The organism is Arthrobacter sp. Y3221114 (genome assembly GCF_059092625.1).
Map to the genome: position 1 here is coordinate 415,887 of NZ_JBNHHW010000004.1, position 13,471 is coordinate 429,357.

At 67.8% G+C, this 13,471-nt stretch carries 6 protein-coding genes and 1 riboswitch; of the genes, 3 read left to right on the top strand and 3 right to left on the bottom strand.

The window, feature by feature from the left end:
• Positions 1-27: 27 nt before the first annotated feature.
• Positions 28-2,139, bottom strand: a complete 2,112-nt coding sequence (gene malQ / locus AC5RV3_RS11515; protein ID WP_494122245.1) for a 4-alpha-glucanotransferase — start codon at positions 2,137-2,139, stop codon at positions 28-30.
• A gap of 232 nt (positions 2,140-2,371) precedes the next feature.
• Positions 2,372-2,464, top strand: a riboswitch (SAM riboswitch).
• 90 nt (positions 2,465-2,554) lie between these two features.
• On the opposite strand from malQ, the gene AC5RV3_RS11520 reads away from it, so the two are divergent.
• The 3 genes from AC5RV3_RS11520 (at position 2,555) to AC5RV3_RS11530 (ending at position 10,689) form a co-directional block, all read left to right on the top strand.
• The gene (locus tag AC5RV3_RS11520) at positions 2,555-4,030 is read left to right on the top strand and encodes an O-acetylhomoserine aminocarboxypropyltransferase/cysteine synthase family protein (RefSeq protein WP_494122246.1); all 1,476 of its coding nucleotides are present in this window, start codon (positions 2,555-2,557) and stop codon (positions 4,028-4,030) included.
• Positions 4,027-4,524, top strand: coding sequence for a CoA-binding protein (locus AC5RV3_RS11525; protein WP_494122247.1), 498 nt, complete (start codon positions 4,027-4,029; stop codon positions 4,522-4,524). Before AC5RV3_RS11520 ends, AC5RV3_RS11525 begins: the two co-directional genes overlap by 4 nt.
• Before the next feature lie 501 nt (positions 4,525-5,025).
• Entirely contained in the window at positions 5,026-10,689 is a 5,664-nt protein-coding gene (locus AC5RV3_RS11530) for an Ig-like domain-containing protein (protein ID WP_494122248.1), read from the top strand.
• Positions 10,690-10,945: 256 nt separating this feature from the next.
• On the opposite strand, the gene AC5RV3_RS11535 is transcribed toward AC5RV3_RS11530, so the two are convergent.
• Both AC5RV3_RS11535 and AC5RV3_RS11540 read right to left on the bottom strand, forming a co-directional pair.
• Positions 10,946-11,752: a carbon-nitrogen hydrolase family protein gene (locus AC5RV3_RS11535; RefSeq protein ID WP_494122249.1), complete on the bottom strand. Its 807-nt coding sequence runs from the start codon at positions 11,750-11,752 to the stop codon at positions 10,946-10,948.
• Positions 11,753-11,961: 209 nt separating this feature from the next.
• Positions 11,962-13,359 carry a pyridoxal phosphate-dependent decarboxylase family protein gene (locus AC5RV3_RS11540; RefSeq protein ID WP_494122250.1) on the bottom strand — a complete coding sequence of 466 codons (1,398 nt, stop codon included), beginning with the start codon at positions 13,357-13,359 and terminating at the stop codon, positions 11,962-11,964.
• Positions 13,360-13,471: the final 112 nt, after the last annotated feature.

Genomic DNA, 13,471 nt, shown 5'->3' on the forward strand with positions numbered 1-13,471 from the left:
GGTGCGGCGCGCCCCGCGTGGACCCGCCTACCGCTCCCGCAGGGCGCGGACCAGCGAGTCGAACCGCTCGTTGGCCGCCAGGTCCTCGATCAGGATGGCTTCCCCGTCCGGCCCCGCGAGCGGGATTCGCCAATTCGGGTACTCGTCCGCGGTGCCCGGCTGGTTCTGGGTCCGCCGCTCCCCCACGGCGTCGGTGAGGGCAACCCCCAGCAACACCGAAGGGGTCTGGGCGATAAACGCGTGAAGGGCCTCAACGGTGCGTTGTTCGGAGGTGGCGCCGGCGTCGTCGTCGTGCTCCGCAGCCGGCACCCGCGAGCGCACCAGGGAAAGCACCGCCTCCTGGGCCGCCTGGTCCAAAGCCCGTTCCTCCTCGACCGGACGGTTCAGCAGGCCCAGGGATTCGCGCAGGTCCACGTGCTCGCCGGCAAGGTAGCCGGCGGTGGGCGGCAGGTCGTGCGTGGTGACGCTCGTGAGGCAGGAGCGGCGGTACCCCTCCGGCGGGCGGGGGCTGGCGCCGTCGTACTCGAACCACAGGATGGAGGTGCCCAGAATGCCGCGCTCTGCCAGGTAGTCCTGCACCCCCGGCTCGAAGACCCCGAGGTCCTCGCCGATGACGACGACGCCGGCCCGTTCCGCTTCCAAGGCGAGGATGCCGATCAAGGCCTCGTGGTCGTAATACACGTAGGCGCCTTCGCCGGGAGGGCTGCCGACGGGGATCCACCACAGCCGGAACAGGCCGAGGATGTGGTCCACCCGGATGCCGCCGGCGTGCCGCAGGATGGTGCGCAGCATGTCCCGGTAGGCGGCATAGCCGGATTCGGCCAAGCGGCGGGGATGCCACGGCGGCTGGGACCAGTTCTGGCCCTGCTGGTTGAACATGTCCGGCGGCGCGCCCACCGAGATGCCGGGGGCCAGGACGTCGTGCAACATCCACGCGTCGGCGCCGGTCGGATGGACGCCGACCGCTAGGTCATGCATGATCCCGATGCTCATTCCGGCTTCGATGGCGCGCCGCTGCGCCGCCTCGAGTTGCTCGTCGCACAGCCACTGCAGCCACTGGTGGAACTCGATGCGGTCCTTCAGCTCGCTGCGCTGCGACTCGATGAACGCAGGGTCCGACCACTCGGGACCGCCTGGCGGAAGGGTTTCTGCGAGCGCGCACCACAGGGCAAACCGCTCCAGCCCCTCCCCCTCGTGGTTCCGGAATTCCTCGAATCGCTGCTGTCGTTCGGCGGATCGGGGCACCGCAAAGACCGCTTCCAGCGCCTGCAGTTTGGCCGCAAAAACAGGGTCACGGTCCAGAATGCCGGTGTCCAGGTTCGCCTCGTGGAAGTTGTTGGTCAGCGGGATGTCCTTGGATTCCGGCACGTCCTCAATCCGCAGGTACAGCGGATTGACGAACCGGCGCGTTGCGGGCAGGTAGGGCGAGGGCTCCACCGGCGGCACGGGTTGTGCCGCGTGCAGCGGGTTGATCAGGACGAAGCCGGCGCCCTTGGCCGCAGCGGTTTCAGAGAGGCGGGCAAGGTCCGCGAGATCACCGATGCCCCACGACGACCGCGAGCGCACCGAGTACAGCTGTGCCATCAGGCCCCAGGTCCGGGGAAGCTTGTCGGCGGTGGTGAGCCGCCGCGGGGTGACCACCAGCGCGCACTGTGCCAAGCTGCCGGATGGTTCCGCGGCCGCGCCGGTTCGGGTCGCCGTCGCTTCCGACAGTTCCGCGACCTCCAGCGTGTGCCAGCCCAGCGGGAGGTCGGCCGGCACAACCGCCGCGAAACGTCCGCCCGGATCACCTTCGGCGCCAGACCTGCCGGACACCACCTCGACGTCGCGCGAAGACCCGTCCTCCAACAGGACCTTGGCCCGCGGGCGGAGGCCCGCGCCGACATTGACTGGAACCTCGGTGGCGGTGCCTTGGCGAAGGACGACGGCGGGCGGCAGCGTGCGCTGCAACGGCTCGAGCTCGGCGGCACGGAGGGATGCGGCGACATCGTCGTCGGTCGCGCAGGGGACGTCCAGCGCGGTGAGGACGGCAACCAGGGTTGCCGGTCCGACTTCTTTCTCGCCGCCGTCCCAACCGCGGAAGGTAATGCCGACACCGTGTTCCTGTGCGAGGCGCTGCAACGCCGAGAGCTCAGCCATAGACCCAATCTACGGGAACTACGCGGACCTTTGCCGGGAGGTCGGCGCAACCGGCAGGCTCGCAGCAGGCGCGGTTCCCGTCCCACTCGCGGCCGGGCACCGCCGTCGTGCTGGGCATTCGCAAGCCGGGGCAACCGCGAGGCGGTGCATCCGCAAGGCGGGGCGCCCAAGGCCGGACGCAACGCGGCTCCACATTTTTTGGTCCCGCGGCAGTTGGTTGCGAGAATGGACGCGACCATCCCGAGCGGTTGAGAGATCTGGCTCTTTGACACCGCAGCAACCATCCGGCCTACCGGAAAGGTGCTACCGCCAGAAGCGATGGAGAGAGCGCAAGCAATCTTTGATCCGGACGGCGCCCCCGCCGCCAAGGACCGTCATTGCCCGGGAATCCTAGTTTTGAAGGAGCAACCGCCTGATGGCTGAACGCACATTCGGTTTCCGCACCCGCGCCCTGCACGCCGGCGGCACGCCCGATGCCGAGCACGGCGCCCGGGCCGTCCCGATCTACCAGAGCACCTCGTTCGTGTTCAAGGACACGGACGACGCCGCCAACCTCTTCGCGCTGCAGAAGTACGGCAACATCTACTCCCGCATCGGCAATCCCACGGTCGCCGCGTTCGAGGAGCGCATCGCCTCGCTCGAGGGCGGCATCGGCGCGGTCGCCACGTCCTCGGGCATGGCCGCCGAGTTCATCACCTTCGCGGCCCTCGCCGGGGCGGGCGACCACATCGTGGCCTCGTCCAAGCTGTACGGCGGCACCATCACCCAGCTGGATGTGACGCTGCGCCGGTTCGGCGTGGAGACCACGTTCGTCGACTCCAACGACCCGGCCGACTTCGCCGCGGCCATCGGGGAGAACACCAAGGCCGTCTACACCGAGATCGTGGCCAACCCCTCCGGCGACATCGCCGACCTGGCGGGACTGGCCGCCGTGGCGCACGACGCCGGGATCCCCCTGGTCGTGGACGCCACCTTGAGCACGCCCTACCTGATCCGCCCGATCGAGCACGGCGCGGACATCGTGATCCACTCCGCCACCAAGTTCCTCGGCGGCCACGGCACCACCCTGGGCGGCGTCGTCGTCGAATCCGGCCGTTTCAACTGGGGCAACGGCAAGTTCCCGCAGATGACCGAACCGGTGCCCAGCTACGGCAACGTGTCCTGGTGGGGCAACTTCGGCGAGTACGGCTTCCTCACCAAGCTCCGGTCCGAGCAGCTGCGCGACATCGGCCCGTCGCTGTCTGCGCAGTCCGCGTTCCAGCTGCTGCAGGGCGTGGAGACGCTGGCCCAGCGGATGGACGAGCACCTGGCCAACGCCCGCACGGTGGCCGAGTGGCTGGACGCCGACGAGCGCGTCTCCTGGGTCAGCTACGCCGGCCTGCCCGCGCACCCGCATTACGAGCGGGGCCGGAAGTACCTGCCGAAGGGCGTGGGCTCCGTGTTCAGCTTCGGCGTCAAGGGCGGCCGCACCGCAGGCCAGAAGTTCATCGAGTCGCTGCAGCTGGCCAGCCACCTCGCCAACATCGGTGACGCCCGCACCCTGGTGCTGCACCCGGGATCGACCACCCACCAGCAGCTCACCGCCGACCAACTGGTGGCTGCCGGCGTGCCCGAGGACCTGATCCGCATCTCCGTAGGCCTGGAAGACGTGGACGATATCCTCTGGGACTTGGACCAGGCGCTGGCCGCCTCGCAGCAAGCAGGCGCCGAGCACGGCCCCAGCCGTGACCATGAGGACGAGGCGTTCAACACCTCCGAGTTCGCCTCGCCCAGCTATGCCGGCGAGTCCTGCGCGATCCCGGCAGCGCGTGCCGCCCGGACAGAGCCCGGAACGCGCGTGGTCGAGTCCGTGGAAGAACTGATCGAAGCCGAAGAAGGAGCCGCCAAGTGACCGCGACACCAGAACGCACCTGGATCGGCCCGTCCGCCGCGGAGCGGCTGAACATCCTGCGCAACACCAAGTCCATCGCCATCGTCGGCGCTTCCGACAAGCCGAGCCGGGCCAGCTACTTCGTTTCGACATATCTGCTCTCCAGCTCGCCGTACAAGGTCTACTTCGTGAATCCGGTGGCCAAGGAAATCCTCGGCCAGCCGGTCTACAAGTCGCTGGCGGACCTGCCCGAAGTACCGGACCTGGTGGACGTGTTCCGCAAACACGACGACCTGCCCACGGTGCTGGAGGAAACGCTGGCCGTCGGCGCCAAGACCATTTGGCTCCAGCTGGGTTCCTGGCACGAGGAGGTCGCGGCCAAGGCCGAGGCCGCCGGCTTGAACGTGGTGATGGACCGCTGCGTGAAGATCGAGCACGCCCGCTTCCACGGCGGCCTGCACCTGGCTGGCTTCGACACCGGCGTGATCTCCTCCAAGCGGCAGCTGACCGCCTAGGCGGGCCACCCTGAGCGGCTTCGCCGAACGACTAAGCTACGGTGCACTAACGACGGCGGAGGGCCGGGATTGCCGCCCGCGCCGCCCGCGCCTGACCCGCCGGCTGCGACCGACCCGCCGCCCGCGCCTGACCCGCCGACCGCGAAAAGCCCGCCCCTTGTCCCCGGGCCTCCCACGTGGAGGGCCGGGGCACGCGGCGGGTTTTTTCCTGCCCGCAAGTAGCTAGAAGAAGCCTTCAAGGATTTCCCCAAGGTCCTCATCGGATGCTGTGGCCAGCCACACATTACTCGACCAGGGGGAGTCACCGTGTTTACTGCACCAACCGATCCACAACCAAGGAGGGGCACCGAACGTGCCCAAAGGGGGAAGCCATCCTTCCCCCAAAAAGTTACGGCCGGGCTCGCCGCGCTCGTGTTGGGCGCGGGCGTATTGCCCTCCGCCCTCGCCCCCGCGGCGTTGGCAGCGCCGGTAGGCCAGGGCCTGACCCTCAATGCCGGGGACATGAGGTTCATCCTGAAGCAGATCAAGATCGCGGAGAACCACGCCACCAAGGAAGACGCCGACGGCAATCCCGTGCCGGGCCAGCCGCTCCTCGGCCCCGGCCCCAACCAGATAGCGAATCCACTGCTGCCCTACGGGCTGCGGACCGTGGACGGGTCCGACAACAACCTGGTGCCCAACCAGGGGCACTTCGGCGCCGCCAGCCTGCCCTTCCCGCGCTTGTCAGAACCGGAATGGCGGACCACCGCCGGGGGCCAGTCGTACAAGTCGGTCAACGTTCCGATGCTCCGGGACGCGGACCCGCGCTTCGTCAGCAACGTGATCGTGGACCAGACCTCCACCAATCCGGCCGCGATCGCTGCGGCCGGCAAGGCGCACCGGACGGTGAACGACGGCCCGACGGCGGTTCCCTGCGACGCCGAGGGCCGGCCCCTGAACTGCATGCCCGAAGGCGAGACACTCGACATCCCGAATGTCACCACCGACTTTGGGCTCTCGCCGCCATACAACGGCTTCTTTGCCCTGTTCGGGCAGTTTTTCGACCACGGCATCGACTTCACCAAGAAGACCAGCAACGTCGTCATGATGCCCCTTGCAAAGGACGATCCGCTGTATGTCGAGGGCTCGCCCACGAACTTCATGCTGCTCAACCGGGCGGAGAACCAGCCCGGCCCCGACGGCAAGCTCGGCACCGACGACGATATCCAGGACGCCACGAACACGGACTCTCCGTGGGTTGACCAGAGCCAGACCTACGGTTCGAACCCGTCACATCACGTCTTCCTCCGGGAGTATGAGCTCAACGAGGAGGGCGACCCCGTCTCGACCGGCGAACTGGCCGAAGGCGCCCCCGGCGGCATGGCCACCTGGGCGGACATCAAGGCCCAGGCCGAGTCGATGCTCGGCCTGAAGCTCTCCGACGCCGACGTCGTTAATATCCCGATGCTGGCCACCGACCAGTACGGGCGCTTCCTGCGCGGTCCCAACGGGCTGCCGCAGTACATCACGCAGGACAAGCAGTTCGTGGAAGGGAACCTGGAAAGCCTTGTTGCGCCGCCGGAGAATGTCCAGCGGATCGGCATCGCGTTCCTGGACGATATCTCCCACTTCGCGGCACCGTTCGACTCGCGCGGCACGGCCCTGGCACCCGACGGGGACGACGGCATCACCCCCACCAGCGGCCGGCAGGACCCGGGCACCTACGACGACGAAATGCTCAACGCGCACTTCGTTGCCGGCGACGGCCGCGTGAACGAGAACATCGGACTCACCGCCGTCCACCAGGTCTTCCACTCGGAGCACAACCGGCTGGTCACCTACATGGAAGAACTGCTGACGTCCCTGAACCTGGACCTGAACGAGTGGAAGCTCCCCAACGGCGAATGGAACGGGGAGCGCCTCTTCCAGGCCGCACGGTTCGTCACGGAGATGGAATACCAGCACATCGTCTTCGAGGACTTCGCGCGCAAGATCCAACCGGGCATCAATCCGTTCAACGTCTTCACCCAGGCGGACACGGCAATTGACCCGGCGATTGAGGCGGAGTTCGCCCACGCGACCTACCGGTTCGGGCACTCCATGCTGACGGACGCGGTGGACCGGAAGACCAACAGCGGCGCCGACATCGGCCTGCCGCTGCTGGACGCGTTCCTGAATCCACCGGCCTACTACGCCAACGGGGACAGCACGATGACTCCCGAGCAGGCCGCAGGCGCGATCGCGATGGGCATGACCGACCAGGTGGGTGCAGAACTCGACGAGTTCGTCACCGACACGCTGCGCAACAGCGTGCTGGGCCTGCCCCTGGACCTGGCCGCGCTGAACATCGCCCGCGGCCGGGAGACCGGCGTTCCGTCGCTGAACAATTTCCGCAAGGACCTCTACGCGAAGACGAGCGAGTCGTCCCTGAAGCCTTACAGCAGCTGGGTGGACTTCGGGCAGGCGCTGAAGCATCCGGATTCGGTGGTCAACTTCATGGCCGCTTACGGCACGCACCCCAGCATCACCGAGGCGACGACCATCGAAGCCAAGCGCGCGGCGGCGCAGAAGCTCTTCGACATGAGCCCCGATCCGGCGGCGGAAACTCCGGCCGATGCCTACGACTTCGTCAACAGCAGCGGCGAGTGGGCGAACGACGGCGCCGCCTCCAAGACCGGCCTCGACACGGTCGACCTGTGGGTGGGGGGCCTGGCTGAAGCCCAGAATCTCTTCGGCGGGCTGCTCGGCTCCACCTTTAACTACATCTTCGAACGCCAGATGACGGACCTGCAGGACGGGGACCGGCTCTACTACCTGTCCCGCACCTCAGGACTGAACCTGCGGGCCCAGCTCGAAGGCAACTCGATGGCCGAGCTGGTGATGCGCAATACCGACGCCGCTTCACTCAAGGCGGATGTCTTCGGCGTCGCCGACTGCGAGTTCGAGATGGGCAACATCGTCGGCACCACGGGCAACAATGTGGCCGATGATCTCACCTCCGCCTGTGACGAGTCGGCACTGCTGCTCCGGATGGCGGACGGCACCATCCGCTACCGCGTCTCCAACAGCGTGGACCGTCCTGGCCTGAACGCCCAGGCGACCTACAACGGCAAGGACGACGCCGGCGGCGCCGACGGGACGGACCGGATCTGGGGCGGCGTCGACAACGACACCGTCTGGGGCAACGGCGGCGATGACATCATCGAAGGCAACGACGGCGCGGACACCCTCCTGGGCGGCGCCGGCAACGACCGGATCACCGACTCCCACGGGGACGACGTGCTCAAGGGCGGGCCGGGCAACGACGCGATCGACGCCGGCCCCGGACTGGACATCATCATGTCGGGCGACGGGGACGACTTCTCCAACGGCGGGCTCAACGGCAACCAGACCTTCGCCGGCGAGGGCAATGACCTGGTGATAGCCGGCGACGGACCGGACACCGTGTTCGGCGGCGGCGGCGATGACTGGCAGGAAGGCGGCAACGCCAACGACCTGCTCCAAGGCGACAGCGGCGCACCGTTCTTCGACGACATCAACAACCCCGGCCACGACGTCCTCATCGGCGACAGCGGCGAGGACGACTACGACGCCGAGGGCGGTGACGACATCATGGTCGCCGGCCCCGGGATCGAGCGCAATCACGGGGTCTACGGCTTCGACTGGGTGACCCACGCACGGTCCGTGGAAGCGGCCGATTCCGATATGCGCATGGTCATCGTGGAGGGCCCCAAAGCCCTCAAAGACCGGTTCCTGCTGGTCGAGGCCCTCTCCGGTTGGGACAAGGACGACGTCTTGCGCGGCGATGACGTCGTCCCGTCAGAGCCGGACGATGAGGTCGCCGTGCCAGGCCTCAGCAATGCACTCGACGCCGAGGGCATTAGGCGGATCGCCGGCCTGGCCGATCTGCTGCCCGACGGTGCTACCGATTTCGGCGCCGGCAACATCATCATCGGCGGCTCCGGCAGCGACCAGATCTGGGGCAACGGCGCGGATGACATCATCGATGGGGACAAGTGGCTGAACGTGCGGCTGAGCGTTCGCGACGCGCAGGGCGCTGAACTGCGGTCTGTCACCACCCTGAAGAGCATTCAGGCCGACATCATGGCCGGCCGGATCGACCCGGGCGACGTTGTCATCGTGCGGGAAATCCTCAACAGTGCGGCTCCCGCCGACATCGACACCGCCAACTTCTCCGGCGCACTCGATGAATATGACATCACCACCGTCGACGGAGTCACAACTGTGGCCCATGTCCGCGGCACCGGGGACGACGGCACCGACACCATCACCAATGTCGAGCGCCTCCGGTTCACCGACCAGACCATTGAGCTGACGGATACCGAAGCCCCCACCGTGACGGACCGCGCTCCCGCTGCCGGGGCAACCGACGTGGCAGTCGGGGTCGACATCACGGCGACCTTTAGCGAGGACGTCCAGGGGATCTCCGGGACAACGGCCACGTTGACGGCCGCGGAAGCAACGGCACCGACCGCCGCCACCGTGACCTACGATCCGGTGACCCGAACGGCGACGCTCGACCCGGTGGCGGACCTGGCGATCGACACGGTCTATACCGTTGCGCTCACCAACGGCATCCGGGACGCGGCGGGCAACCCCCTCGCTGCCACCAGCTGGACGTTCACCACTGCCGGAGCGGCTCCATCGGTGACCGGGCGCAGCCCGGAGGCGAACGCCACGAACGTGGCCACCAACAGCAACATCACTGCCACCTTCAGCGAACCGGTCACCGGAGTCGACGGCACCACCTTCCGGGTCACCAACGCGGCCGGCACGGCAGTGACGGCAACCATCAGCTACGACGATGCGACCCGGACGGTTACCCTCGACCCCGCCAACCTGCTGGCCAACCGCACCTACACCGTGCAGCTGACCAGCGGCATCCGGGATCTGCAGGGCAATGCCCTGCCGGCCACTACGTGGAACTTCACCACCGAGGCCGCACCGGTCATCACCGAACGGACGCCGGCGGTGAACGCCACCGACGTGGCCACCAACGGCAACATCACCGCTACGTTCAGCAAACCGGTCACCGGAGTCGACGGCACCACCTTCCGGGTCACCAACGCGGCCGGCACGGCAGTGACCGCAACCGTCAGCTACGACGCTGCAACCCGGACGGTTACCCTCGACCCCGCCAACCTGCTGACCAGCCGCACCTACACCGTGCAGCTGACCAGCGGCATCCGGGACCTTTCGGGTAACCCGATCACGGCCACCACGTGGAATTTCACCACCGAGGCCGGGCCGTCCATCACCGGACGGACCCCGGCCGTGGACGCCACCGACGTGGCCACCAACGGCAACATCACCGCTACGTTCAGCAAACCGGTCACCGGAGTCACCGGCACCACCTTCCGGGTCACCAATGCGGCCGGCACGGCAGTGACCGCAACCGTCAGCTACGACGCTGCAACCCGGACGGCCACCGTCAACCCGAACGCCAACCTGCTGACCAGCCGCACCTACACCGTGCGGCTGACCAACGGCATCACGGACTCAACGGGTAACCCGATCACGGCCACCACCTGGAACTTCACCACCGAAGCCGCGCCGGCCGTCGCCGGACGGACCCCGGCGGTGAACGCCGCCAGTACGGCCACCAACCGTAATCTGGCAGTGACGTTCAGCGAACCGGTCCGGGGCGTCAGCGCCAGCACGGTGACGTTGAGGACTGCCGCGGGCACGCTCGTACCGGCGACGGTCAGCTACGACGCTGCGAAGCGCACGGCCACGCTGAAGCCCAAGGCGATCCTGCCCAGCAGCACCCGGTTCACGGTGAGCCTCAGCAACGGCATCACGGATGTCAACGGCAACCGCCTGGCGGCCTCCAGCTGGAGCTTCACGACGGAAGGCCGGCCCACGGTGTCCAAGCGGACACCCGCAGCCGGTGCCAAGTCGATCAGCCGGAGCGGCAACGTCTCCGTGACGTTCAGCAAGGCAGTCTCCGGCGTCAGCGGCTCCAGCTTCAAGCTGGTCGACAGCAAGGGCAAAACGGTCTCAGCCAAGGTCAGCTACAACTCGCGGACCCGGACGGCAACGCTGAATCCGTCGAGCAACCTGAAGGCTAATGCCAGCTACACAATTCGGCTGAGCAGCAGCATCAAGGATGCCTCGGGCAACCGGCTGTCGGCCACCAGCTGGTCCTTCCGGACCGGACGGTAAATAACCGCCTGCATCAGGAAGAGTCCAGGCTTCGGAGAAATCCGGGGCCTGGACTCTTGCGTGCCGGGAGCCGGGGGCTCACGCTAGCCACCGCGTGACCGTCCGGCGGGATGGCAGAAGCCGCGCCACAGCTTGTTGGGGGGATAAGCTGTGGCGCGGCTTCCTCATCTACGTAATCGCGGCCGGGTACGGAAAAGTTACGGGTTCGGCCAAACTTTCTGAAAAAGTTTTCGGCCGCCGCCGGCCGCGGGCACCATCAGTGCGCCGAGACGATCTCCACGGTGCTGGAGAGCCTCCGGTTTTTCAGCACCGGCAGGAACTCTCGCACCTCGTCGATCCGGCGCCTGGTCACGTCAACGGTGACCACGCCGCGGAGTTCGTCGTCCAGGAAGCCCTTCGGAATGCCCATCGGGTCCAGGATGGCCGAATGCCCCACGGTGTTGGTGCTCGACGTCCCGGCCGCGGCCACCCAGCAGGTGTTCTCGATGGCACGGGCGCGCAGCAGCGTTTCCCAGTGTTCGATCTTGTGGTCTCCCTTGAACCAGGCGGCCGGCACGCACAGCAAATCGGCGCCCTCCGATGCCAGAGCGCGGGCGAGCTCGGGGAAGCGCAGGTCATAGCAGGTGAGCACCCCGATGTTCAGGTCGCCCAGCTGCACGATCTTCAGGCCGCCGTCGCCGGGCTTGATCCGCTTGGACTCCTGGTAGGAGAACGCGTCGTAGAGGTGGAGCTTGCGGTAGGTGTCGACGATCCGGCCCGTGGCATCGACGATCACCAGCGTGTTGTACGGCCGTTCCTCGCCGCTGGATTCGTAGCCGCCGGCGATGATGGCGATGCCGACTTCAGCGGCGATGAAGGACAGCTGCTGCACGAACTTGGTCCAGTTGGCGTCGACGGCCGCGGCCAGGTCGCCCTCGACGTGGCGGACGGTGAACATCGATTCCTCGGGAAACACGACCAGCTCGGCGCCGTCGGCCTTGGCCTCTTCCGCGAGTGAGCGCACCGTCTGGAGGTTCTCCGTCACGTCCCCGCTGGGGTTGAGCTGTCCGACGCTGATCTTCATAATGCGCTCCCGTCTTGATGGCGGTGTGTGTCCTTCCAGCCTACCTAAGACCAACTTGCCCGGCGCTTCCGCGGGCGCAGTGGATTCACCGCCCGACGGCGGCGGGGCGGCTCAGTGATTAACCGGGTCGATCCCGGGGGCGGCTTTAGTGGTTACCGCCGCCAATCCTTGGGCCGACTTGCGGAGTGCCCCGGCAATCCCGGCCGGCTTCAGCGGCTACCGGCGCAGCGCCGGATGGCTTCCACGGAGCGGTCGGCGTCTTCTTCGGTAGTGGACCAGTTGCTGACGCTGATCCGCATGGCGGCCTGGCCGTGCCATGTGGTCCCCGAGAGCCAGAGTGTTCCGTCCTCCTGCACCCGGCGCACCACCTCGCGGGTGAAGTCGTCCGGGTCCGAGCCGCCCTGCGGCGTGAACCGGACCAGCACCTGGTTGAGCACCACGTCATTGAGGATCTGCACGCCGTCCGCCTCGGCCAGCCGCCCGGCCATCCGGGATGCCAGCGAACAGCAGCGCCCCACGAGGTCCGCCACCCCCTCGCGGCCGAGCGTCCGCAGCGCGGCGTAGGCCGGGAAGCCGCGGGCACGCCGGGAGAACTCCGGCACCCACGCGACCTCGTCCCGTTCGGCCCCGTACTCCAGATAGGCGGCATGCGGCGGGGACATCGTGCGCTGGTGCACCTCGGCGTCGCGGACAAAGGCCAGGCCGGAGTCGTACGGGACGTTGAGCCACTTGTGCGCGTCGGTGGCCCAGGAGTCGGCCAGCTCCACGCCGTCCACCAGGTGCCGGTGATCCGGGCTGGCAGCGGCCCACAGCCCGAACGCGCCGTCGACATGAATCCAGGCGCCATCCCGCCGTCGTACTCGTTCCACCGCCGGACGGATGGGATCGAAGGAACCGGTGTTCACGTTGCCGGCCTGCAGGTTGACGATCAGCGGCATGTCGACGGGAATCCGGTCCAGCACGGCGTCGAGCGAGTCCAGCGTGATGCGGCCCTGCGCGTCGGTGTCCACCGAGTAGATCCGCCGGCGCCCCAGGCCCAGGTACTGCAGCGCGGTCAGCACGGTGCTGTGGGCTTCTTCCCCCACAACGACGGCGATCTCCGGCGCGCCGAACAGGCCGTCGCTGACCACGTCCCAGCCCGCGCGTTCCAGCACTGCCGTCCGTGCCGCGGCCAGGCAGGTGAAGTGTGCCATCTGGCAGCCGGTGACCAGCCCAAAGCCGGAGTCTTCGGGCAGGCTGAACAAGTCCAGCAGCCAGGCGCCCACGGCCTCTTCCACCACGGAGGCGGCCGGACCGGCCACATACAGTCCGGCGTTCTGGTCCCAGGTGGAGGTGAGCCAGTCGGCGGCGAGCGCGGCCGGCTGGGCCCCGCCGATCACGAAGCCGAAGTAACGCGGACCTGCCATGGCCACGGCAGCCCGCCCACCGACGTGGGCCAGGTGCTCAATGACCGCCTGCGGGTCTTCGCCCTGCCGCGGTAGTTCTCCCGCCAGCTCGCGGCGCAGGGCCGCCACGTCCAGCCCGGATTTTACCGGGCGCCCGGGCAGGGATTGCAGGTATTTTGTGGCCAGCTCGGCCGTCCGGCGGAGAAGTTCGTCGTCCCCCATGACGAGCATGTTACGCCGGGACCCTGCCCTGCGACAGGTGGAGGGGCCGGCACGCTCTTGCTGCTGCCAGGTCCGGCAGCGCCGCGGGGCGGTTCGGGGTCCCGGGGATGGC